Annotated in this window: 21 protein-coding genes; 3 read left to right on the plus strand and 18 right to left on the minus strand. The window is 43.1% G+C overall.

The genetic code is table 11. The features are described 5' to 3' along the window. Positions 1-1,246: CCA tRNA nucleotidyltransferase (locus tag JQM82_RS03415; RefSeq protein WP_235248616.1), on the plus strand; the 1,246-nt coding region annotated here is incomplete at its 5' end. Positions 1,247-1,295: 49 nt separating this feature from the next. Here the strand turns inward: JQM82_RS03415 and JQM82_RS03420 are convergent. The 7 genes from JQM82_RS03420 to JQM82_RS03450 form a co-directional block, all read right to left on the minus strand. Next, on the minus strand, positions 1,296-2,135 hold the full coding sequence (locus JQM82_RS03420; RefSeq protein WP_235248617.1) for a 4Fe-4S binding protein: 840 nt from the start codon (positions 2,133-2,135) through the stop codon (positions 1,296-1,298). A 20-nt stretch (positions 2,136-2,155) separates the two neighbouring features. After that, positions 2,156-2,311: a CD1871A family CXXC motif-containing protein gene (locus JQM82_RS03425; RefSeq protein WP_235248618.1), complete on the minus strand. Its 156-nt coding sequence runs from the start codon at positions 2,309-2,311 to the stop codon at positions 2,156-2,158. Then, the gene (locus JQM82_RS03430) at positions 2,304-2,900 is read right to left on the minus strand and encodes a TlpA family protein disulfide reductase (protein WP_235248619.1); all 597 of its coding nucleotides are present in this window, start codon (positions 2,898-2,900) and stop codon (positions 2,304-2,306) included. The genes JQM82_RS03425 and JQM82_RS03430 overlap by 8 nt, the downstream gene beginning before the upstream one ends. A gap of 755 nt (positions 2,901-3,655) precedes the next feature. Beyond that, a complete protein-coding gene (locus tag JQM82_RS03435) occupies positions 3,656-4,456 on the minus strand; it encodes an MBL fold metallo-hydrolase (RefSeq protein WP_235248620.1) in 801 nt (266 codons plus the stop codon). Between the two features lie 267 nt (positions 4,457-4,723). After that, positions 4,724-8,116, minus strand: a complete 3,393-nt coding sequence (locus JQM82_RS03440; RefSeq protein ID WP_235248621.1) for an ATP-binding protein — start codon at positions 8,114-8,116, stop codon at positions 4,724-4,726. Then, positions 8,067-8,711: a DUF4194 domain-containing protein gene (locus JQM82_RS03445; protein WP_235248622.1), complete on the minus strand. Its 645-nt coding sequence runs from the start codon at positions 8,709-8,711 to the stop codon at positions 8,067-8,069. The genes JQM82_RS03440 and JQM82_RS03445 overlap by 50 nt, the downstream gene beginning before the upstream one ends. 25 nt (positions 8,712-8,736) lie before the next feature. Further along, positions 8,737-10,101 (minus strand): Wadjet anti-phage system protein JetA family protein, encoded by a 1,365-nt coding sequence (locus tag JQM82_RS03450; RefSeq protein WP_235248623.1) that lies wholly within the window; start codon positions 10,099-10,101, stop codon positions 8,737-8,739. A gap of 199 nt (positions 10,102-10,300) precedes the next feature. On the opposite strand from JQM82_RS03450, the gene JQM82_RS03455 reads away from it, so the two are divergent. Next, positions 10,301-11,011, plus strand: a complete 711-nt coding sequence (locus tag JQM82_RS03455; RefSeq protein WP_235248624.1) for a hypothetical protein — start codon at positions 10,301-10,303, stop codon at positions 11,009-11,011. A gap of 138 nt (positions 11,012-11,149) precedes the next feature. On the opposite strand, the gene JQM82_RS03460 is transcribed toward JQM82_RS03455, so the two are convergent. Further along, positions 11,150-11,740 carry an ECF transporter S component gene (locus JQM82_RS03460; RefSeq protein ID WP_235248625.1) on the minus strand — a complete coding sequence of 197 codons (591 nt, stop codon included), beginning with the start codon at positions 11,738-11,740 and terminating at the stop codon, positions 11,150-11,152. 232 nt (positions 11,741-11,972) lie between these two features. Between JQM82_RS03460 and trhA the strand changes: the two genes are divergently transcribed. Beyond that, a complete protein-coding gene (gene trhA, locus JQM82_RS03465) occupies positions 11,973-12,635 on the plus strand; it encodes a PAQR family membrane homeostasis protein TrhA (protein WP_235248627.1) in 663 nt (220 codons plus the stop codon). A gap of 56 nt (positions 12,636-12,691) precedes the next feature. Here the strand turns inward: trhA and JQM82_RS03470 are convergent, their stop codons facing one another. The 10 genes from JQM82_RS03470 to JQM82_RS03515 all read right to left on the minus strand — a co-directional run bounded on the left by JQM82_RS03470 (position 12,692) and on the right by JQM82_RS03515 (position 23,361). Further along, positions 12,692-14,005 (minus strand): glycoside hydrolase family 32 protein, encoded by a 1,314-nt coding sequence (locus JQM82_RS03470; RefSeq protein ID WP_235248628.1) that lies wholly within the window; start codon positions 14,003-14,005, stop codon positions 12,692-12,694. A 56-nt stretch (positions 14,006-14,061) separates the two neighbouring features. Beyond that, on the minus strand, positions 14,062-14,298 hold the full coding sequence (locus JQM82_RS03475; RefSeq protein ID WP_235248629.1) for an HPr family phosphocarrier protein: 237 nt from the start codon (positions 14,296-14,298) through the stop codon (positions 14,062-14,064). 11 nt (positions 14,299-14,309) lie between these two features. Next, on the minus strand, positions 14,310-15,404 hold the full coding sequence (locus JQM82_RS03480; protein ID WP_235248630.1) for an ABC transporter ATP-binding protein: 1,095 nt from the start codon (positions 15,402-15,404) through the stop codon (positions 14,310-14,312). A gap of 6 nt (positions 15,405-15,410) precedes the next feature. Next, entirely contained in the window at positions 15,411-16,262 is an 852-nt protein-coding gene (locus tag JQM82_RS03485; RefSeq protein ID WP_235248631.1) for a carbohydrate ABC transporter permease, read from the minus strand. After that, positions 16,234-17,130 carry a carbohydrate ABC transporter permease gene (locus JQM82_RS03490; RefSeq protein WP_235248632.1) on the minus strand — a complete coding sequence of 299 codons (897 nt, stop codon included), beginning with the start codon at positions 17,128-17,130 and terminating at the stop codon, positions 16,234-16,236. The genes JQM82_RS03485 and JQM82_RS03490 overlap by 29 nt, the downstream gene beginning before the upstream one ends. Next, positions 17,130-18,452, minus strand: a complete 1,323-nt coding sequence (locus tag JQM82_RS03495; RefSeq protein WP_235248633.1) for an ABC transporter substrate-binding protein — start codon at positions 18,450-18,452, stop codon at positions 17,130-17,132. Before JQM82_RS03495 ends, JQM82_RS03490 begins: the two co-directional genes overlap by 1 nt. A 273-nt stretch (positions 18,453-18,725) precedes the next feature. Then, positions 18,726-18,971, minus strand: a complete 246-nt coding sequence (locus JQM82_RS03500; protein WP_235248635.1) for a GIY-YIG nuclease family protein — start codon at positions 18,969-18,971, stop codon at positions 18,726-18,728. Between the two features lie 129 nt (positions 18,972-19,100). After that, positions 19,101-19,853 carry a murein hydrolase activator EnvC family protein gene (locus JQM82_RS03505; protein ID WP_235248636.1) on the minus strand — a complete coding sequence of 251 codons (753 nt, stop codon included), beginning with the start codon at positions 19,851-19,853 and terminating at the stop codon, positions 19,101-19,103. A gap of 44 nt (positions 19,854-19,897) precedes the next feature. Next, positions 19,898-20,821 carry a SpoIID/LytB domain-containing protein gene (locus JQM82_RS03510; RefSeq protein ID WP_235248638.1) on the minus strand — a complete coding sequence of 308 codons (924 nt, stop codon included), beginning with the start codon at positions 20,819-20,821 and terminating at the stop codon, positions 19,898-19,900. Between the two features lie 62 nt (positions 20,822-20,883). Further along, positions 20,884-23,361, minus strand: a complete 2,478-nt coding sequence (locus JQM82_RS03515) for a glycogen/starch/alpha-glucan phosphorylase (RefSeq protein ID WP_235248639.1) — start codon at positions 23,359-23,361, stop codon at positions 20,884-20,886. Positions 23,362-23,417 lie beyond the last annotated feature (56 nt).

The raw sequence follows: 23,417 nt of genomic DNA on the forward strand, positions 1-23,417 counted from the left end.
ACAGGTTGGTGGCTGTGTCCGTGATTCTATTCTCGGGCGGACTCCCGGTGACTGGGACATCACCACCTCAGCCATGCCCGAAGAAACGAAAGCACTGTTTGACAAGACGTTTGACACTGGTATTGAGCACGGTACTATTACCGTTCTTCTTGGCAGAGAGGGTTACGAGGTCACAACTTATCGAATTGACGGGAAATATGAAGACAGCCGCCATCCAAGCGAGGTTACTTTTACCCGGAATCTGCAGGAGGACTTACTGAGACGTGATTTTACAATTAATGCAATGGCTTATAACGAAAAAGACGGGCTTGTTGACATTTTTGGCGGTCTTGACGATTTGAATGCAAAGACACTTCGTTGTGTAGGAAATGCCAGAGAACGTTTTTCTGAAGATGCCCTGCGAATCCTGCGCGGAATCCGATTCGCCGCACAATTAGGTTTTCAGATTGAAGAAAAAACCCGCCAGGGAATGAGCGAACTGGCTCCTACATTACAGAATATCAGCGCAGAACGCATCCAGGTAGAACTGATTAAGATGATCACTTCTGACAGGCCGGAACTGCTCCGGGAGGCATACGAACTTGGGCTTACGCAGGTATTTCTCCCGGAATTTGATCGTATTATGTGTACTTCCCAGGAAACGCCGCATCATATGTACACGGTAGGGGAGCATACACTGCATGCGATGATGAATGTCCGATCAGACAAGGTTCTCAGGCTAACGATGCTTCTGCATGATATGGGTAAGCCTGCGTTAAAGACCATAGACGAAAAAGGAACGGCACATTTTAAAAAGCACGCAGTCGAAAGTGAACGTATTGCAAAGACAGTATTAAAGAGGCTGAAATTTGACAATGATACTTTGAACAAAGTTACGAAGCTGGTATTCTATCATGATTATCGGATGCCGGCAACTGCCAGGAATGTGCGGCGTGCTATGAACACCATCGGCGAAGATCTATTTCCTTACTATATGGAAGTAAGGCGTGCAGACGTTATGGCGCAAAGTATGTACCTGAGGGATGAGAAGATAAATAATCTGAATGATATTGAAAAAATATATGACGACATTGTTTCTGCAGGTCAGTGTGTCTCGTTAAAGGATCTTGCTGTCACAGGCAGGGATCTGATTGCTGCCGGAATAGCTCCGGGAAAGGAACTTGGTGAGAAGCTGAATCAGCTGCTGGATATTGTCATTGAAGATCCTTCATTAAACACGAAAGAAAACTTGCTAAAATATCTGTAAAATTCGTTTATTTTATACAATTAAAAAGCGGCAATGGTTCTGTAAGTTCCTATTGCCGCTTTTTAAATCGAATCTCCAATACCTGCCCGGGACATTGTTCCGTACATTTCCCGCAGCGGATGCATTCTGCAGAATTTGGATTTTTAACCGGATCTACATCCATTGGACAATTTGCGCTGCACATCCCACAGGAAATGCACCGGTCTTTGTCGATTACCATATGATACAGACTGACTTTATTCAATAACCCATAGATTGCTCCCAACGGGCACATTACTTTACAGAAAAACCGACAGACCATCAGACACCCGATCAATGTTGCAATCAATATGCACATTTTAAATGAAAATAATGTCCCCAGCATACTGCGTAATTCCGGATGCGTTCCAAGAAGCGGAATCCCGCCTTCCAGTGTTCCTACCGGACAGATGTATTCACAGAAAGCAGGATCTCCCATCCCAACTGCATTTGTACATACAACCGGAAGTATCAGGACAAATACCAGAAGCATCAGGTATTTTACGTAAGTAAATTCTTTCCTCAGCTTTTTCTTTGGAAAAGGGAGCTTATAGATCAACTCTTGAATCAGGCCAAATGGACAGATGAATCCGCAGATGGCTCTCCCGAATATCACTCCCAGCGCCAATACAAATCCCACTACATAAAAGCTGAACCGAAACTGTATCGATCCACTCACTGCCTGCATGGCACCGATCGGACAGGACAGGCGCGCTGCCGGACAGGAATAACAATTCATTCCCGGATTACAGAACTGTTTCCACTCTCCTTTGTATATCCTGCCACTGATAAAATTACCAAGATAAGTGTTGGAATAACCAAACGCTGCAATCTGAATTATTTTTCTTCTTACTTCCTGATGTATTTTCATCCATTTACCTCTAACTGCTCTTATCCCAATCCGATACATTCCAGGCAGATATTGACTGCTTTATTCAGAACCATGGAGACTTCTCCCCGGTATATTCCATATGAAAGCATTCCAAACGCTGCCACCAGAATAAATATCTGCAAGACCCGTAAGATCTGTCTCCTGTTGTTATTCATTCATATACTCCTCTACAAATGTTTTATATCCATCCACATCCGCTCCAACGATCGGATCTCCGACGATATTGCCGTCCTTGTCTACAAAAAATGTTGTCGGAACGCCGATCAGCTCATAGATGATATCATCAAATTCTCCGACTGCCACCAGATTCTGATATCTCGCACCAGTCTGCTCTGCAAGCTGGCACGCTAACGCATATTGATCCGACTCTTCTGACTCCACATCCACAACAATACCTATGATCTGAACATTATCCGGCATCTCTTCCGCCCATTCTCCCAACTCCGGTAATTCACTGATACATGGGCTGCAATAAGTTGCCCAGAAATTTACAACCGTCAGATCTGTCTTCGAAAACACATCATTTGCAACAACATTGCCCTGAAGATCGATCGTGGAAAATTCCGGAATTACTTTCGGAAACCCGGAAGAGGTACTTCTCTTCGTTTCCTTATCCGTCGAATCTATCACAGTCTGCGCTTCTTCCGATTTCCCTGTATCATCTGCTTCTTTAGAACTGCAGGCACTAAGTGTCATACATATTGCAGCAATTAATAAACAAAAAGCTACGTTTTTCCTATTCATTTCAGATATTTTCTCCTCAACTTTTCCTATACTCCATCTATAACTTTCTGCGGCATCCAACATAAACAGTCCGCTTCATACGTATAGTTACAAAAAGGAGCTGTTGCCTAGTAACAACTCCTTTATAACACAGCCGGATTTATTTTGCAATTCCATCCTGCTGTAGCAGCCATGCAAACTGACGATATGTTACCGGTTTTACATTGATCTGCATCTAATACCTATACGACCGGCTGCTGACTTTGATGGACAACCACTACGAATCGTTCGAGTTATATATGCTTTGATTATCGGGCAGGAGGTTGATTTCGTACCGCAGCAATAAAAATAGCAGTTCGTCCAATATAGCAGGCCAGAACCAGCGCAGCTCACCGCCGTAGAGTCTTGCCATAGCCCATGGGCGCAACAACGGTAGTCATGGCAGAACGAGAGATGGGCCGCAGGCTCTCCTGCAGCCGTTCGGATATGTAAATGGTGTTCAAATTCCATTTTGATTTTGGCATGATGTTCACCTCTGACTCATTCTATTTGTCTTCTTACGCGGATCAGAGGGCATTTTCGCATTCTCCGAAATTGCCCAACCCCCGTGAGAATATCAGCTAACACGATACATTGTATATGAATATACCATCGGTTATCAGGAATCTGATGTCAATTGGTCTTGCACTTTTTCGTCCGTATTTGGAAAATTTCAGGTCGTTCACTGTAGTAGCAGTGAGAATTTTCACAGAAACATTTTATCTATGGGCTTACCTTTATATTTCAAATATTTCCAAATCATCCGGCACATACAGATTACCATGATAGTATTGCTTTCCTTCCTCCGTGTATAACCGTTTACGTTCTGCCAGATGCGTTTCCTCCGTGTGATACAGAAGAAGATTCGATACCTTCAGTTCTTCAGCCAGCTGGCAGGCTTCTTTTACTGTGCTGTGATGCTTCTCATAAGGCTTAAACTTGTCTGCCTCATCAAACAGGCAGAATGCCTCATGAAGCAGCCAGTCGCTGTCTTTTACATATTCGTAATTCACCTCATTGTACGGCTCGTCACCCACGCAGGTAAACTTTCTTCCATCCAAAAGCTGCATGGTGAATCCAAACTGCTTTGCCTTTGTAGATGCGATATCAAAAAACGTTACAGGACACCCCAGGATCATGCGGAAATCTCCACTTTTCACCACATCAAATCGAATTCTCTCGCCCATATGCCTGCACACCTTCTGCTGAATCGTCATATTGGCAATCGCCTGAATCTTCTCCGCAAGCTGCCCGTGACAATAAATACGCAGTTCCCCTTCATATTTTCCCTGGTTCATCCGCTGCCCGATCATTCGAATCAGCCAGATAACCCCCAGCACATGATCTACATGCTCATGGGTCACAAAGATATCATGAATATCTTTCAGATCAATATCTGTATCTTTTAAAACCTTCAGAATCCGGTTACCGCCACCTGCGTCAACGAGAAAATGCCGGTTTCCTTCCGAAATTGCAAAACATGTATTATAACACTCCGAAACCGCTGCATTGCCTGTACCTAATATTGTTAATTTCATAATCATGCCTCCGTCTATCATCACCAACTATATTTTCTGAACTTTTTCTTTTACCGCACTATTTATATCCTTTCTCCCCTGCAGGATACTGACTTCCTCAGCACTAATCCGAAAATCGGGTCTGCATATTTCAAACTGCAAAGATCATTTACATTTCCTTACTTTCCATCCGCTCTGAGTTCACCGGTTTTATACTTATAATATCGAATATTCCCTGGCCCCAATCAGCATCTCTTCTTCCGCCGGCATATCCTTGAACGGAACCATCTATAATAGCTCCGATTCACCTTCATTGTCCAGTTCTCCAAATTCCGATTTTTCAAATTCCTGAATAGATATATGCCTTTTATTCGGATTGGCATATACAAATGTCTTGTCTACATTTTCCAGATAGTTCTGTATCTTATCATTGGTTGCACTGATGATCGCCTGAAATCCAAGTCCCCGGATCAAAGAGATACAGCTTGCCACCTTTTCCGCATCCATCTTGGAGAATGCCTCGTCCAGAACCACCAGCCGAAGCGTTGGCACCCGCCGCATCTTCGGAGACTGACTGATCCGGTAGATCTGCGCAAAGCTTGCCAGCAGTGCTACGTATAACGGATTCTGTCCCTCTCCTCCGGAATTCTTCTTGATCATCCGGCTTAAGCCTATGGTCATGTCCTTTTCCCCATGCACGATCTGCTGCATATCAAAGGACAGATAGGTCCGGTAATCCGCATACTTATCCATATTCTTTTTCGCCTCGTCCAGCTCTTCCTTGGTTGCATGCTCCGGCGGGATAAAGATGTTGATCAGTTCATTCATCATCTCACCGTACTGATTCTCATGCTCCATCGTAAAGAGATCCATCTGATTCTCCATCGTATCTTCCAGCATCGACGGCTGAATCTGCAGTGCATCATCCATGAACATTTTGTAATATCTTCCATCTGCACCTTTGTTTTTCGTAATCACAAACTGATATTTGTCTTTTCCGAAGTCCAGCCGACTGATGATCCGGTTCAGTTCATCCCGTCTCTGGTATGCTTCCAGAATCGCACTGCGAATCTTAAAGATAAAGTCGTCCTTAAAATGCTCCACCGCCTGCCGTGCCTGTTCTTTTGCAGACTCCCGGTAAGCCTCAAGATTATCGCACTGCAGTTCCTCCAGTAGCTGTTCGTACATGGTGTTCTCTCTTGCCGATGTGGAAAATGTCCGATTTGGATAGCTGCGTATATAGCCGCTTCTTTCTTCCACCAATTTCTGGTAAGCACCTTCTTCTTCTTCTTTCAGCCGATAACTTTCAGCAATCTTCTGCCGCTTCAGATACTCATAATTCGTGGATTTTTTCGTGGCAAGGTACTCCCGGAAAACATTCTCGTAATCAGACAGTTGCTCTCCATCTTCGCAGAACATCCGGCTCTTCACCTTCTGACTTCCTTCTTTCCATTCTGTTTCTGCTGCAAGAAGCTCTTCCGTCAGTTTTTCCATTTCTTTTCGATGTTCCCAGATCGCCTTCTGTATCTCTCCAAGCTGTTCTTTTCCGGTATTCTGCGCTTTCTGCACCTGAATCTTTTTCTCCTCCCAGGCATCTACCGACTCTTCCTTCATCTTTTGCATCTGTTCGATCATTCCGGCCTTTTTCTTCTCTTTTTCAGTGACCGTTTTGATATCTGCAAACCAGCGCATATAATCTTCCGTCGGCTGATTCAGCATCTCAAACTGCATGGTCTGCCGGATCTCTTCCAGCTGTTCCTGAATCGGGAGCCGTTCTTTCTGCAGTTTCTCACAGCGTTCCTCCAGCTTACGGATCCGCTGACGCATACTCGTCTCTCCAATATAGGCCCTTCTGGTATAATGCTCCGGATTGATATGCTGGAGGCGATAACTGTGATACAGCATGCAGTCTGGTGTGACGCCAATTCTGCAGTCCCGAAGTTCCTCCACATTCTCGCATTTTTTTACATTTCCCAGGAAGAAATCAATATAAGCCCGCACATGCGGCTCTTTTGCCGTTACCTCCTCCGCAAGCGACCCCGCCTGGGCGACATGCGGCTCCTTCATAAGCTTTTCCGTATCCAGCACTGCTGCACGCGAAAACTTCTTCTTATCCATACCATGATAGATATCCAGTGCTTCCTTTGAATAAGCCGGATCCACGATCAAAAGCAGCTTGTTGCTTCCCATGTATCCCTCGACCGCATTATGCCAGCGTTCATCCCGGATATCCAGAAGGTCTGCAAGGATCTGGACATTCACAAACTTTCCACATCTTTCATGCAGGCGGTTGCGAATTTCATATCTTGCCTCTTCCAGTTCCCGCGGATATGCCTTCTTTCCCTGCTTTAACGCCTTCAGTTCCTCTCTGGCTTCTTTTTCTTCTTTTTTGATTCGCCGAAGTACCGCATCCGCTTCCTGCCTCTGTTCTTCCAGCTCTTCCTGCAGATCCTGCAGGCCTTCACTTAAGCGCTTCAATTCTTCTTCCGTAATCTTCCCCTGTATAAATCGATCAATATCCCAGAGCACCTGGTTCGGAGTCATATCCAGTATCGTCCACTCTTTCAGCCGATCTGCCGTCTGCTTCCAGCGCACTTTGCTTGTATTCAGACGTTCCAGAACTTCATTTAACGATATCAGATCCGCCTCCATACGCGCATATCCGCTGTCGGCAATCCGGAGTATGATCTCTTCGTATTCCTTCTGAAGTTCCTGCTGCTCCTGTTCCAGTGTCCCCTGCTTTTCTTCCAGTTTTTCGATTGCTTCCCGGCGGACCTGAATCTTATCACGACATTCCTGGCTCTTTCCCTCCTGCTGCATCATCTCCAGACGGTCAATCTGGTATGTACACATCTGTGCCTCTTCATGCTTTTTCTCATAGGCCTGATATGCTTCCTGAATCTGCCGGAGTCTTCGGATCTCCTCCAGTGTCTCCTCGATCTTACCGCGCATTCTTCCATACTGCATTACACTTTCCTGCAGGTCTTCAATATGAATATCCTGTTCCATACAGATATATTCTTTTACAAATTCCTCCAGCTTGATATTCATTCGAAATGATATCGCACGTTTGAACAGCTTCGGAAACTTTTCCATATCCAGTCCGCCCAGATAAATGTCGTATAATTGTCTGCGGAACCGTTCATTGCTTGGTCCGCAGTAATACTGTTCCGGCGAAAATGTCCGCTGCAGATATTCCCGCAGTTCCATCGTCGTAAGACACCTTGACTGTGTCCGGTACTGATTCTCAAGAAGCCCTCCTGTATGCCAGAAGAAAAGTCTGCTGATATCATTCGTTGCTGTTTCCACATCAAATACGACTCCGACACACTGCTTATCCTTCGTATTGGTCTGCTCCAGTTCCAGTACGATCGTACTGGAAAAATTACGATTTCGCAGGTACTGTGCTTCATTGTTGTCACTGATATTGACCATGCCGCGCAAGTACTCGATCAAAGTACGGTCCGAATCATCTGCAGCAGCCTTGTTAAAGAATCCTCTTCCGTCGGTATTGGCATACAGTATAATCTGGATCGCGTCGATGACCGTCGACTTTCCGCTCCCGGAATGTCCGGTAAAAAAGTTGATTCCTTCATTCATCGTCAGTATCTTCTTATCTATATAATGCCAGTTATTCAGACATATCTTCGATAGCGCCTTGAACGGCTGTTTCGTCTCCATTTTGTTCCTCCTCACTGAATGTTGCCAGCAGTTCTCTGATGTCATCTGCCATCAGCACTGCATGGATACACGGATAGATTACAAGTCTTGTTTCCTCATTTAGCTCTTCCAGTATATCCAGTGGCTCTATAATCTGGTGTTTTTTCAGAAGCGCAATGGTCCGGCGCATCTCTGTCGGAGAAGGAATCCCCCGCAGCACACGGAACTCTCCTGCCTTCTGATTGATCGCTCCCAGAGTGGTAACTACATGACTACTGGAAGATACCGCCTGCATCTGCTCATCATAGATCAGCTTCAGCACCAGCAGATATATGGTCGCAAGACGCGGCAGTTTTTCTCCCCACAGCATCTCTCCCTGAATATAGATAACACCCATATGTATATTTTCCCTTAACTGGATCCCTGCAATCGCAAAATAGCATTTCAGGAATTCCAGATGCTTGCTGCAGATCCGGTATTCTTTTGTATACTGCATCCTTCCGGACCGTTTATCATACTTTCTTTCCAGAAGAAATGTCTGTCGATACAGGGTCTGTACAACCTCCGTAATCTCCTCTTTTTCTTCCTGTGACAGCTGTTCGTAATACTCTATCATAGCCTTTCCTCCTTCTGCCGGTCCTCTACAGACTTCTTCTTACAAACTTTAAGGCCGGATACCGATAGCCATCGTTCTCCACCATCTCAGGTTCCTCTTCCAGCAGCATGTAACGACTGTTCTTACGGGTGCTGTAGTCATATGCCAGAATCAGTTTTTCAAAGTCTTCTTCCCCGGTAATCTCAAGCTTTGCCGCGTCCATGACTTCGTCCCGCATGTGAGTTTCGATAAACTCCTCAATCTGCTTTTTCGTGTAACGGACCTGAATCCGATTCAGCTTCAGCACGTCCTCTCTGTTAAGATCCTCCGTCTTTTCATCCGGAAGCATCTGACTGATAAAATCTTTTCTTGGTTTTTTCCGTTTATATAATGATTTATCCGATACAATCTCAAGCAGTGACAGATTCATCCTCGTTCCGACTGTCCGGATCATGTCGTCTGTTTTTTCCGGAGATGCCGCCATCCGGTTCAGTAGCTGTACCACCAGTCCTTTTGTATCAGTCTCTCCGCTCAGAAGATAATTCATCCTTGTTACCGTTGCTCTTACATACTTCGTATGCTCACTGTCCATATTCGCGATCCGGTGCTCGATATCGTCAAAGCCCCTCTCGATCAGATCCAGAAGATCCAGCACATCATCTCCGGTATCTCCCATCGCTCTTGATCTTGCACGCACCTTTTCAATCCACATTTCATCATCGCGGATCTCTTTCAGACATTGTTTGATATCATTTTTGTATCTGTAAAAATTGTCCGATGTCTTCAGAATATGGTACTTTTTCCTGACCACTTCTTCGACGTAACCATCCAGATGTTCCTTCAGAAGATCGCCGTAAAACTTCTGCTCCAGCAGCTTCGAAAAAAAGCGGTCCATATTGTGAAGCATATCCTGAAGTGCCTTGTTCAGCCTTCTGGTATTGACAAGCGCCGTCCGAAGCATACTCAGATTTGCCCTTGGATCATTACGAAATGAAAACAGGGTTGCATACACATTCTGAATATAGATATTCGTCTCCTCCATATCCTCCGAATTCAGACGTTCAAATGCGTCAATAAATATTGCCGCATAATCCGGAATCACAATATGGGTCACCAGAGTCCGGTAATCCTCTATCTTTTTCAACCATCCTGTCTTTAAAAGCCAGTTCAGAATCCGAGATGCCGGTGTTTCCAGCATATCGAATTCTGTATCATTTTCCTCTCGCTGAAGCTCAAATCTTTTTCTTGCATTCATATCACTTAAGACCTGAACACACACTTCTTTCGTCAGAAAATAATTGCTGTATTGATATTCTTCATTAATACATAAAAGTGCTTCGATATATATCTCCCGGTTTATGGACCGGAAAAGCCCCCAGAACCCCTCCGGGATTTCATGTTGCAGATGCATATATTTCTCCTGTAATCTATTGGTTATTTTATTGATCTGATGGCGGACTTGTTTCTCCACTTGTTGTTACTGACGGCCTTCCAGCGGTCAGGCTGACGCCGCTATCATATTTTAGCATTTTTAAGCCTCATTTTCCAGATTTCTTGTATTTTCTCCTAAGAACTGTTATGATAATAGAAAAATGTCCGGAGGGATTTCTATGTCTGAAAAAGCAAACAAAATAAACAATACAACTGAACAAATAGAAGCAACTACAACCGGATCCAACGTTTTACTGTATCCAGCGACTGAAACTGCAGTGAAAACCGATGAGACCACACTCTCTGCCGAAGCAGGCAGCGTTGAATCCCCGGTGCAGGCCCAGGCAGACATCAGTGAAACAGAAGCGCAGGCCCAGACAGAAGCCGATGAATCCGCACTTCCTGCACAGCCGAAAGCAGTAGAAGAAGATATAACCGCAAAAAAAGATGCTGCTTCTGCTGCCACTTCATCTGTCGTTGAACATACTTCTTCGCCGGATGAGGAAGATCTGTTTGAAGAAGAAGACTATACAAAAGCAAATGAAGAAAAAAAGCAGCGCAGCTTCTTCCATTTTCACTCCCGCCGAAAGGCTGAACTGTCACGTGACGAGCTGATTCTCTCGCGAATCAGTGATGAGGACCTGATGGAATACCTGCGGTTGGAACAGCATCGCCAGGAACTTCTTCAAAAGTCGAAAGAAGTCCGCGAAAAAAGAATCTGGAGTGCATTTCTGTTAGCCATATCGTTACTGGCAGTTGTCCTTGTAATCTATTTTTTAAAAGATAATCCTACCATCCTGGTCAGCATCCTGTACACAATCGGAATTCTGGTTGCCCTGTATATCTGGAACCGACCAAAAGACAAGGGTTCGGATAAGAAAACAAAATAAAAGATCAAAATAAAAGGTGTTGCTTTCTCCCCGTCCCATAGGATCAGGCCAAAAAGCGACACCTTTTATGACACATTCTTAATTAAACAGTTCCAATCATGCAGTAGTTATCGTATTTCTTAGTTATCGTATTTCTCACTAAGCAATTCTGTTATAGATTCTCTTTACCGGCTGATAAAGCACTGCAATCGCAATGATCATAAATACTGCATTGATCACAGTTGCCGGAATGGAAGCCACTGAACCGGCAAACGCTGCTGCAAGTCCACTGCCAAGAAGCATCATCCGAATCGTTCCCATCGTCAGTTCAATCACAACATTCATACATCCATAAAGTACTGCACAGATAACCGCATAGCCGTATTCCTTTTTCTGATCTCCCTGTGCTTTTCTCTTTAAGATCATGAAAACAGCTCCTACGATCAGACATTTTACAACTGTCTCAATAAATACCTGCGGGACGTCCTGCATATATCCATTCAGGATATCAAATATAATCAGCCCTAACGTTCCGGATACTGCACCGCGTTTTCCTCCCTGGAGCAGAACACCCATCACTACAAAAATATGACCAAAGTGTACGAATGGCGTTCCGATTGCCGCCGGAAGCGGAATCCGAAAAGACTGAATTCCCAAGAATGTAATTGCTGCAAAAAAGGCTGTAATCACCATGGCCTTCACATGCCCATCCGTTGCAACATTACCTGATTTTACCGCATTTGTACTCATTCACTCTTCCTCCTGTTCTTACATTAACCGTTCCTAATCTTACCATTCTTTTGGTTTTATTAAAACAGCCAATTATTTATATTTTAACCAGTCCAGTTCTGTTTTCAAAGACAAACACATAAAATTCAATTATCTGCTTGCTTTTTTCTTCTTTCGGGTATAATATACGTGTATAGATAATATAGTTTTTAAAACTACATGTTGTAATTATAATATTAGGAGGCGTATTATTATGGCAGAAAATTTATCAGAACACATCAAAGATCCAGGAAGCGCAATTACACATTTCATAGGAATGCTGATGGCTATATTTGCCGCCGTTCCACTTCTGATAAAAGCAGCACATGAACCCAGCAGGATATATATCATCTCGATAGCAGTCTATGCAGCAAGCCTGATCCTGCTATATGCTGCCAGTACAACCTATCATACATTTGACAGATCAAAAAAGGTAAACACGATTCTCAAAAAGATCGATCACATGATGATCAGTGTTCTCATAGCAGGAAGCTACACCCCTATCTGCCTGCTGGTTTTAAAAGGCAGAATCGGAATCATACTTCTTACGATCGTGTGGGCATTTGCCATAGCAGGCATTCTCATCAAAGCATTCTGGGTGTACTGCCCAAAGTGGGTCTCATCCGTACTCTACATTGGCATGGGATGGACCTGCGTACTGGCATTCACACAGCTTTTGAATACTCTGTCACCAGCTGCTTTCGGCTGGCTCCTTGCCGGCGGGATCATCTATACAGTCGGCGGCGTCATCTATGCACTGAAGCTGCCTGTCTTTAACAGCAGACACAGATACTTCGGAAGCCACGAGATCTTTCATCTCTTTGTAATGGCAGGAAGCGCCTGCCATTTCGTTGTAATGTACGCTTTCGTACTTTAAAGGAGTAAAAAAGGGACGGGGAATTTTTAAAAATTCCCCGTCCCTTTTTTACTGCGCTAAAGTGTAGTATATATTTCCACCTGCATTTTTGCATCTTTCTGTATTTGCTTTTCCAGGCCGTACACAGTATTTGTAATCACACACTCACCATTATTTACAAAAACTTCTATCAGATGAGGATCTACATAAACTTCTACATGATACCCCTCCTGAAGTTCCGGAGTTTGAAATTCCGTCCGAAAATCCGGAAATTCCTTATATAAACTGCTCCTGTCAGTACATATCCGTTTACCCTTTCTATGAATCCGGTAACCACCGATATCTATCACATCGCCGTCATTCATCTCAAACACCAGACGATATCTGTTTTCTATCGCTTCACTGACCTCCTGAATCTTTTTCTGATAAGTCTTCTGAATATTAGGATGCACCCTGTAATAAATATGGTTATTCTTTACTTCTACGACTCTCGGCACACAAAACATTCCATTCCAGCTTTCATCCACTGTTTTCGGCATACGGGCCCAGGCAATAACAACTCTTCGCCCAGCTTCATCCACTGTACTTTGAGGCGCATACAGATCAAGACCATAATCAAACATCTGATATTCTTCAGGTAGTTTCATGCTGCAGTTCTTCCTGTCAAATTCCACCAGCATACTGACTGCCTGATTTTCTTCCCTTTTTCCATCCTTCATAATGCCCATAGGTGAAAACTGTAAGACCTTGCTTCCGTTGACTTCAAAATAATCCGGACATTCCCACATCCATCCGAATTCTTTGTCCATGGAAGCCGCGTTTACGTATGTCCAGTTCTCGAGGTCTTCACTTCTGTAGAACAAAACTTTTCCTTGCTTATCATCCTCTGTGCTTCCCAGAATCATATACCATGCATCTTCTTCACGCCACACCTTCGGATCACGGGTATGACGTGGATCACCGTCAAGAGTATCTTTTATGACAGGGATTACCGTTTTTTTATTCTGAATGTTATTAAAATGTAACCCGTCTTCTGAAATCATTCTCATCTGTGCCGAAACAAACTGTTCATCCAGGCAAAGATTAACATCCTCCGGATCTTCTTCCAGATATCTGACTCCCGTGTAAAACAGATACATTTTTCCATTATGCTCTATCGCACTTCCCGAAAAGCAGCCATTTCTGTCATCCCATTTACTTGGAAACAATGCAATCCCCAGATCTTCCCAATTCACCAGATCTTCGCTTACTGCATGCCCCCAATGCATCCTTCCCCATCTTGGTCCATAGGGAAAACACTGGTAAAACATATGATATTTTCCTTTATAATAAATGAAGCCGTTCGGATCATTGATCCAGTTATTCTGTGCCTTAATATGTATCTTATGCATTCTTCAAAACTCCGTTTCAGCTATATTTTACCGTCGATAGAATCATTATACAGGTGTTATTCTTGTATATATTCTTTGAGACTCTCAATAATTTTCTCTGCTTCTTCATCCGAAGCATGTATCCGCAGTTCAATCGGTTTCGATATATCGATGCTGAATATACCCATGATTGATTTCGCATCAACTATATATCTTCCCGCAGCGAGATCCATATCACAATCTATTTTTGAAACAGTATTTACAAACACTTTTACTCGGTCAATTGAATTTAACAATATATTCTTTTTTACCATTTTCTATTCTCCTATATATAATTTTCACCGGTTTCTTTATCGAAGAAATGCATTTTTGAAGGCATAAATACGAATTCTATCTGATCACCGATCTGGCTGACCTCATACTTTGATACTCTGGCTACTGCCTGGCTTCCACCAAACATAAAATACAGATTATTCTCATTTCCCATTACTTCAGTATCTGTAATTACAGCCTGCTGCTTATTCTCACCATACAGTTCCATATTCTGAGCATCCATCTTCAGATCCTCACCCCGGATTCCAAGCGTCATCTCTCCCTGTCTTCCGTCAAGCTTCTTTATCACAGCTTCCGGAACTGTCATTTTGCTTCCGTCTTCAAATGTTGCCACGTTGCCTTCTAACACAATGTCGAAGAAGTTCATCTGTGGAGATCCGATAAATCCGGCAACAAACTTATTCGCAGGATGGTCATAAAGCTCCATCGGCTTTCCTACCTGTTGAATGACTCCATCTTTCATAATAACAATTCTGTCCGCCATTGTCATGGCCTCTACCTGGTCATGTGTAACATATATCGTTGTCGCACCAAGTTCTCTGTGCAGTTTACTGATCTCTGTACGCATGCTGACACGGAGTTTTGCATCCAGATTAGACAGTGGCTCATCCATCAGGAATACTTTCTGATTCTTAACAATCGCTCTTCCTAACGCTACTCGCTGACGCTGTCCTCCGGAAAGGTTTTTCGGTTTTCTGAACCTGTACTCTTCCAGCCCCAGAATATTGATTGCCCAGTCTACCTTCTTCTGAATCTCATCAGCCGGCATTTTCATATTCTTGAGACCATACCCAATATTTTTTTCAACGGTCATATGCGGATACAATGCATAATTCTGGAACACCATCGCAATGCCACGATCTCTTGGAGCCACTTCATTTACCTTTTGTCCGTCAATATACAGTTCCCCGCCTGTAATCTCTTCAAATCCTGCAACCATGCGCAAGGTCGTAGATTTACCACATCCTGAAGGTCCTACAAATGCTATGAACTCTTTCTCTTCAATATTCAGATTAAAATCATCTACCGTATTTTTATCGGAACCAGCATATCTTTTACATATATTTTTAAACTCTATAAAACTCATAATCTCTTATCCTTCCTTTGAACCTGTTGAGGTAACTCCTTCTACAATCTGCTTTGAGAACAAAGAGTAGATGATGATTACCGGAATTGTAATCAATGTGATGACCGCAAGAGTCTGTCCCATTGTTGTATTATCATTAGATGTAATCGAATTCAGTCCGATCTGTGCAGTCAGAAGATCGCTGGATGTAAATACCAGTGACGGCCAGAGGTAGTCATTCCATACATTCAGGAATGTAAATACACTGACAGTTGCCACAACCGTCTTTGACATCGGCAGAACCATTGTAAAAAAGTATTTTACAGGGCCACAGAAATCTAACTGTGCAGCCTCATATACATCATCCGGCAGACTGACAAATACCTGTCGGAACAGGAATATATTAAATGGATTCACGATCATTGGCAGGATATATCCAAGTACTGTATTCAAAAGCCCTGCCTTGGCAATAATCAGGAAATGAATGGTAATTACCGTCTCTGTCGGAACAATCAGAAGCATCAATATAACCATAAGCCACTGATCACGAAACGGAAAATCAATCTTTGCAAGAGCATATCCCGCCAGTCCATTTACAACAATCCCAAGAACGATCAGAATTGCTGCGTATAACAATGTATTTCCCATATATCGCAGAAAATTCGTATTTGTTATAATTGAAATATAATTGTCAAAGAAATTTCCATCCGGCATCGGTGGAATAAATGCCGCTATAGAATTCATGTCTGCTGTGATTGCTGCATCCGGTTTAAAAGAATTTGCCAGCATCCAGATGACTGGAAAAAGGAAAAACACGGACAGTCCCAGCAGGATAATCACTAAAATCCAGTTAATTCTTTTTTGCTTTTTTGTTAGCATGTCCATCCTCCTTATCCTTTGTCAGCACATTCTGGATAATCGTCAGAATCACGACAAATATTGTAAATACGATTGCCATGGTTGAGGCAAGTCCCATCTCCCAGTTCACCGTGCCTGTTTCATAGATGTCGTATACGATCGTGTATGTAGAATGATCCGGGCCACCGCCGGTCATTACCATCGGCTGAACCAACATACGGAATGCTCCGATCGTAACAGTAATAAACACAAATACGCACAGAGGTTTCAATTCCGGAAGAGTGATGTCTTTAAATTTCTGCCAGTTGCTTGCATGATCCATCTCTGCAGCCTCATATAATGCAGGATTAATATTCTGAAGGCCTCCGAGGAAGATGATCATCTGATATCCGACTCCCTGCCACACGCTCATGAATGCAATTGATGGAAGTGCCTGTTTCGCACTGTAAATAAATGGCTGTGCATCCACTCCAAACTTACCAAGCAGTGTATTGAGTATTCCCTCCGGGCTGTAGATCTGAAGCCATAAGGTAGATACAACCGCCAGTGACATTACGACCGGCACGAAAAATGCAACCTTAAAGTACTTCTTGCAATGAGCGGCTTTATTGATAGCCAGTGCCAGAAGTAAAGCTCCTCCGCACTGAAGAGGCACAATAATAATTACAAACTTGACGGTATTTAAAAATGACTTAACAAACAGTTCATCCTTAAAAATATTACAATAATTTTCCAGGCCTACAAAATGCGTTAACTCCGGATTCAGGGCAAAATAATCTGTAAAACTGAATCCCAGGGTCAGAAGCATTGGCAGAAACAGAAATAACGTAAGCAGCACCAATGCCGGCCCAAAAAATGCCATTCCCATAATTGAATTTTTCTTCTTCATTATTCCCTCGTATAACGTTCTAACTTCGCGTTAATCCTTTCTACAGATTTATCCAGCTCAGACTGTGCATCCTTGCCTCCCAGCGCCACACTCTCCAGAACCTCCTGGAAGCAGGTACTTACCTGCGGATATACAGGTGTCTTTGGCCTCGGATGGCCATACTCACTCAACTGATTATATAACGCATTGTAGTTCTCATCCGTCTGGAATATATCAATCTGCGCAAATGCCTCGTGTGTAGACGGAAGACTCTTGGCTTTCTCCCAGATATTTATTCCACTCTCCACACCACTCATCCATTTGACCAGCTCCGTAGCCCCTTCAATACATTCTGTACCTGAGGAGGCCGCAAATGCCCATGAACCTGTTGGTGTATAGCGTTCCCCAGCCCAGTCATCGCCAACAATATACGGTGCTACTCCAAGATTTACATCAGGATAGTTTTCGTATATCGTATTGACCTCCCAGGCTCCGTCAAACTTGAAAGCAGCCCTGCCACTTTCAAATAATTTATCTACCGGAGTTTCTGACATATATCCATTCTGAACAATAGACTGGAAATATTCCATGGTTTCCTTGCATTTCTCTGAATTAAAATATCCATCCACTGTAAGACCGTCTTCACTCACCAGGTCTCCTCCGTTGGACCAGATAAACGGTGCATAGTAGTAAATGCTGGCTTCACCGACCGGGAATGTCATATCCAGCGGATATCCTCCAATGTCATCTGTAACTGTTTTAACTTTTTCAAGAATATCCAGAAACTCTGACCATGTCCATGGGTGTTCTGCATCAGGAATTTCAATTCCCGCTTCTGCAAGAATATCTTTATTATAATAAAGTCCTACGCTTGATTCCATGACGCCCAGTGCATACAATTTGTCATCATACGTTCCCTGATCTATGATAGAATCCAGATACACACTCTTTTCTTCTTCTGTAAGCTCTGCCAGTGGCTGGATGATGCCATTTGCCGCATATGCTGCCACATTCGGCCCGTCTACAGTAAGAACATCCGGCAGACCTCCTGACATAACAGATGCGTTTATTTTATCAGAATATCCGCCACCACTGTCATTTCGCGGAATAAATTCAATGTCTGCGAAATACTTTCCGTCATATTTCTCATTAAAACTTTCCACAGATTCTTTGTAGACCTGCCCTTCATCAGTATCTTCGATACTGTGAACCCACAGTGACAGATATTGTTCTCCCTCATCATATCCTTCAACGTCACCGGGATTCACCTCCTTTTTCTGACACCCGCACAAAACGCCGGCTGTTATAAGCGCTGCTGTCAGAAATAACCATTTTTTCTTCATAGGTTCCTCCTTTTCTTTCCATAATATTACTTTATTGATCCTGCAAGATGAATAACCGGTAAAGTTACCGGTTACTTTATGTGCTAATAATAGCATCCTAAGATAGAGGCGTCAATAAATTTTACAAGATTCCTTCACTTTCGTAAAATGTCCTAATTTTGCACTTTCATTTTTATTACAAGTTCACAAAACCGGTTACTTTAGCGTAGTAAAAACGGGACGGGGAATTTTTAAAAATTCCCCGTCCCGTTTTTACTACGCTAAAGTAACAAGTTATCCACACGTTTTCACCAATTTTTCCTTCTCTTGCCGACTCATACGTTTAATTGCATATTCACGTTTCATTGCCTCTCCTTTTGTCTCATATTCTTCCCAGTATATCAGCTTCACCGGTCTCCGGTTCCTCGTATATTTCGCCCCTTTGCCCGCATTATGCGCCTGTATCCTTTTCTCAAGATCATTCGTCCATCCAGTATAAAAACTCCCGTCCTGACATTTTAAAATGTATGTGTAATTCATGATGCAATCCTCTCCATTTATTTTATCCACTTAATCCCCATTATAAATTCATTCTCTCTTTTTTTAAATAGGGACAGGGGATTTTATAAACGGGACGGAGGATTTTTAAAAATCCTCCGTCCCGTTTTATCATTCCATATACTCCACCGGATTGACCGGCTGTCCATCTTTACGCATTTCAAAATATACATTGCATCCTTCTACGCTATAGTATTTGGTCGGCTGACTCACGTACCCCAGTATAGTCTTTGCTTCTACATAATCTCCCACTTTTACCGGCACTTCCTTCAACTGACCATAGAACAGTTCATATCCGTTTCCCAGATCAACATTTACCGTTGTACCGGTCTGTGCGGTCACGTCTATGGATTTAACGATTCCCGGTGCAGCTGAGATTACCTGATCTCCTTCTGCTCCGGATATAATCATCGCCGGATTATACTTATACTGATCCAATGTTGAAAAGTATACCGTCTTGTCCATGCTGTAGCTCATAATGACAGTTCCGTCTACCGGCCACAATAACTGACTGCTTTCATTAAAGTTAATATTATGACCGCTCCCTGCAGTTGTCTGTATCCCACTTTCAACGTCTCCGTTTGATCCTTCGCCGCCTTCGTAGTCATCTTTTTCTTCGGTATCTGTCTTTGTTGTTTTTTCTTCTTCTTTGACTGCCAGGTTATTGGCTTCCTGTAAAGGTTCCTCCTGTGCTTTATCATCTGTATTATTCGTTTCTTCCGCCCTGGCAAGTTCATCCTGCTGTGTTTTCCTATAATCATTGAATGTATATGTTCCAACTATTGCGATTGCTGCCACAAAACATAATACTGCCGCGACGGTAGCACCTCTTTTTTTCTGTGAGGGACTTTTCTTTTCTTTCATGTTATCACCACCTCTGATTCTATTTTTGCCAGATAGTGATGCCCTTATTCTGTTTCCAGTAATATTTCCGCAACTTCTTTTATTTCCGTTCCTTCAAAAAAATAATTTAATATTTCCTGATATTTTTTCCCACTTTCTGCCATTCGATTGGCACTGTACTGACTCATTCCAATACCATGTCCAATTCCCCGGGTCGTAATCCTCATTTTTCCATTATAACGCTGCAGCGTAAAGCATCCGGATTGCAGATGATAGTTTTTGCGAAATTCCTCTCCGCTTATATTCTCCTGCCCTACCCTTACATTGGTTACATATCCTGCGCTGTCCACTGCTGTCACTTCTGCATCCATATCATCTGTTACCAGTGTCTGTATCTGTTCTTCGGATTCTATATCCGCCTGGCAATCCACAATTTTCAGATATGGATAGGCTTCGCTTCCCAGCGCTTCTGCACCATCTCTGGTACATCCGTTACTCAACCGAAAAAATGGTGTATAAGCCAGCTCTTCATTATACATAAGAACCTGTCCCTCTGTTTCTTCCCATATCTGCTCCAGCTTATGATATTTTTTTGAATATTGCGTTCCCCACGCCTGTTCCATCTTTTCCTGTGTCCAGAACGGTTCTTCCAGTATTGTATTGCTTCCGGATTCTATAATCTTCTTATATACGTCAGTCCGTACCAGGATTGCCTGTGCTTTGAGTGCTTCTTTCTCATAATCGGCCGGAATTTCTCTGGCAAGCACGCCGATACAATACTCCGCGATCGGCATTCTGACAATCTCTGTCTCCTCCTCTTCATCTGTATTTTCTTCCTCATCCCCACTCGAGATTCTCACCTTCACACAGGTCTGGTCAACATGCGATGATACCTCTATCTCTGATCCATTTAAAAACACCGTAATCACATACGGAAGGAGCACGATAATAATCGCATAACAACCCCATTTTTTTAATCTCTGCCGCATAAAAAAGCCCTCCCATACACTGTATGGAAAGGCTTGTTATTTTATTCCACTTTATTCTCTTTTTAATATTCCGGCTTGGCCTCATTGATAGAAATCGGCTCCAAATGCCAGATATCATCCACATATTCGCGAATTGTTCTGTCGGATGAGAATTTTCCACAGCATGCAGTGTTAAGGAGTGCCATTTTTGCCCATCTGTCTTTGTCTTTGTAAGCTTCCTCCACTCTCTGCTGTGCTTCAGCATATGAACGGAAATCCTTCAGGATAAAATACATATCCGCACGGCTTCCGCCCTTGTTATTCAAAAGTGAATTATACAAGTCACGATACATCTCTGTATCTCCATTCGCATAAGTTCCATCCACCAGCTGATCTACCACGCGACGTACATCCGGATCATTATTGTAGATATCATATGGATTGTATCCACCATTCTGCTCGTAATTGATAACTTCGTCAGAACTCAGTCCGAAGATAATTGCATTTTCCATTCCAACTTCTTCTACGATCTCAACGTTTGCTCCGTCCATAGTTCCAAGTGTCGGTGCACCATTCAGCATGAACTTCATATTACCGGTACCGGATGCTTCTTTGGATGCTGTAGAAATCTGCTCACTGACATCTGCTGCCGCAAAGATCAACTCTGCATTGGACACACGATAATCTTCGATAAATACCACTTTCAGTTTTCCGTTAATGCTGCGGTCATTATTTACCACATCTGCCACAGAGTTGATCAGCTTGATAATCTGTTTTGCACGAATATAACCTGCAGATGCTTTCGCCCCAAAGATAAACGTTCTCGGGAAGAAATTCTTCTCCGGATGCTCTTTGATCTGATTGTACAGGTACATAACATGCAGAATATTCAGAAGCTGACGCTTATACTCGTGGAGACGTTTTACCTGGACATCGAATATAGATCTCGGATCAACCTCTACACCATTGTGCTCCAGAATATATTTTGCCAGACGCTCTTTATTCTTGAATTTAATGCTCATAAACTCTTTCTGAGCCTCAGCATCGTCTGCATACTTCTTCAGACCGGACATCAGAGACAGATCTGTTGCCCATTCATCAGTTCCGAGTTTTTCTGTTACCCAGTCCGCAAGAAGTGGGTTACCATGCATCAGGAAGCGTCTCTGTGTGATACCGTTTGTTTTATTATTAAACTTCTCAGGCATCATCTGATAGAAGTCTTTCAGTTCCTGATTTTTCAAAATCTCTGTATGAAGTCTTGCAACACCATTTACAGAATAGCCTGCTACGATTGCAAGATGTGCCATTTTTACCTGGCCATCTCTGAGGATTGCCATACTTTTTACTTTTTCTTCATTTCCAGGATACATTGCACGCACCTGGTTTACAAAACGACGGTCGATCTCCTGGATGATCTGATAAATACGCGGAAGCAGTCTTGAGAACAGATCAATCGGCCATTTTTCCAGTGCTTCTGCCATAATCGTGTGGTTTGTATATGCACATGTCTTTGTGGTGATCTCCCATGCTTCATCCCAGCCAAGGTTCTCTTCATCCAGAAGGATACGCATCAATTCTGCAACTGCTACCGTTGGATGTGTATCGTTCATCTGGAAAGTTACTTTCTCTGGAAGTTTATGAATATCATCGTGTTTTCTCTTATATCTTGCAATCGCTGCCTGAATACTTGCGGATACGAAGAAATACTGCTGTTTCAGTCTCAGTTCTTTTCCGGCATAGTGGTTATCATTCGGGTACAGAACTTCTACAATATTCTTTGCAAGATTTTCCTGCTCTACCGCCTTGTGATAATCTCCGCGGTCAAATGACTCCAGCTGGAAATTCACAATTGCTTCCGCATCCCAGATGCGCAGAGTGTTTACCACATGATTATTGTAACCTACGATCGGATAATCATATGGAATTGCCATTACAGACTCATAATTCTCCTGTACAAAATGCGTCTTTCCTGTCTCATCATATTCAACGCGGATATTTCCGCCAAAACGGACTTCTTTTGCGTATTCCGGTCTCTTAAGCTCAAACGGGTTGCCGTATTTCAACCAGTTATCCGGTGTCTCAACCTGATAGCCGTTTTTGATCTTCTGCTTGAACATACCATAACGATAGCGGATACCACATCCGTAAGCAGAATAGCCGAGTGTTGCCAGAGAATCCAGGAAACATGCGGCCAGACGTCCCAGACCGCCGTTTCCAAGTGCCGGATCCGGTTCCTGATCCTCAATTGCATTCAGATCAATTCCCATCTCATCCAGCGCTTCTTTTACTTCCTTATAAGCAGTCATATTGATCAGGTTATTTCCAAGGGCTCTTCCCATCAAAAATTCCATGGACATATAATATACTGTCTTTGGATCATCTTTCTCATACTGCTTCTGTGTTACAAGCCAGTCATCAATAATTGCTTCTTTTACGGCATAGGAAACTGCCTGAAACAACTGCTGAGGTGTGGCTTCTTCTACTTCTTTACGGAACAAGGTTTTTACGTTATTTCTTACTTCTTTTTTAAATGTGTCTTTTTCAAATCTTGGATTGTTCATGTCCTATCTCCCTCCACATGTGGGGTTCGGGCAGTAATCCCCCAGCTTCAGTTTGT

It is taken from the genome of Faecalicatena contorta (genome assembly GCF_021531995.1).
GTDB classification, from domain to species: Bacteria; Bacillota; Clostridia; order Lachnospirales; family Lachnospiraceae; genus Dorea_A; species Dorea_A contorta_A.

Coding starts and splice junctions, on each gene's coding strand:
- JQM82_RS03420 (WP_235248617.1), bottom strand. CDS start 2,135: ATGAAAATACATCAGGAAGTAAGAAGAAAAATAATTCAGATTGCAGCG.
- JQM82_RS03425 (WP_235248618.1), bottom strand. CDS start 2,311: ATGAATAACAACAGGAGACAGATCTTACGGGTCTTGCAGATATTTATT.
- JQM82_RS03430 (WP_235248619.1), bottom strand. CDS start 2,900: ATGAATAGGAAAAACGTAGCTTTTTGTTTATTAATTGCTGCAATATGT.
- JQM82_RS03435 (WP_235248620.1), bottom strand. CDS start 4,456: ATGAAATTAACAATATTAGGTACAGGCAATGCAGCGGTTTCGGAGTGT.
- JQM82_RS03440 (WP_235248621.1), bottom strand. CDS start 8,116: ATGGAGACGAAACAGCCGTTCAAGGCGCTATCGAAGATATGTCTGAAT.
- JQM82_RS03445 (WP_235248622.1), bottom strand. CDS start 8,711: ATGATAGAGTATTACGAACAGCTGTCACAGGAAGAAAAAGAGGAGATT.
- JQM82_RS03450 (WP_235248623.1), bottom strand. CDS start 10,101: ATGCATCTGCAACATGAAATCCCGGAGGGGTTCTGGGGGCTTTTCCGG.
- JQM82_RS03455 (WP_235248624.1), top strand. CDS start 10,301: ATGTCTGAAAAAGCAAACAAAATAAACAATACAACTGAACAAATAGAA.
- JQM82_RS03460 (WP_235248625.1), bottom strand. CDS start 11,740: ATGAGTACAAATGCGGTAAAATCAGGTAATGTTGCAACGGATGGGCAT.
- trhA (WP_235248627.1), top strand. CDS start 11,973: ATGGCAGAAAATTTATCAGAACACATCAAAGATCCAGGAAGCGCAATT.
- JQM82_RS03470 (WP_235248628.1), bottom strand. CDS start 14,005: ATGCATAAGATACATATTAAGGCACAGAATAACTGGATCAATGATCCG.
- JQM82_RS03475 (WP_235248629.1), bottom strand. CDS start 14,298: ATGGTAAAAAAGAATATATTGTTAAATTCAATTGACCGAGTAAAAGTG.
- JQM82_RS03480 (WP_235248630.1), bottom strand. CDS start 15,404: ATGAGTTTTATAGAGTTTAAAAATATATGTAAAAGATATGCTGGTTCC.
- JQM82_RS03485 (WP_235248631.1), bottom strand. CDS start 16,262: ATGCTAACAAAAAAGCAAAAAAGAATTAACTGGATTTTAGTGATTATC.
- JQM82_RS03490 (WP_235248632.1), bottom strand. CDS start 17,130: ATGAAGAAGAAAAATTCAATTATGGGAATGGCATTTTTTGGGCCGGCA.
- JQM82_RS03495 (WP_235248633.1), bottom strand. CDS start 18,452: ATGAAGAAAAAATGGTTATTTCTGACAGCAGCGCTTATAACAGCCGGC.
- JQM82_RS03500 (WP_235248635.1), bottom strand. CDS start 18,971: ATGAATTACACATACATTTTAAAATGTCAGGACGGGAGTTTTTATACT.
- JQM82_RS03505 (WP_235248636.1), bottom strand. CDS start 19,853: ATGAAAGAAAAGAAAAGTCCCTCACAGAAAAAAAGAGGTGCTACCGTC.
- JQM82_RS03510 (WP_235248638.1), bottom strand. CDS start 20,821: ATGCGGCAGAGATTAAAAAAATGGGGTTGTTATGCGATTATTATCGTG.
- JQM82_RS03515 (WP_235248639.1), bottom strand. CDS start 23,361: ATGAACAATCCAAGATTTGAAAAAGACACATTTAAAAAAGAAGTAAGA.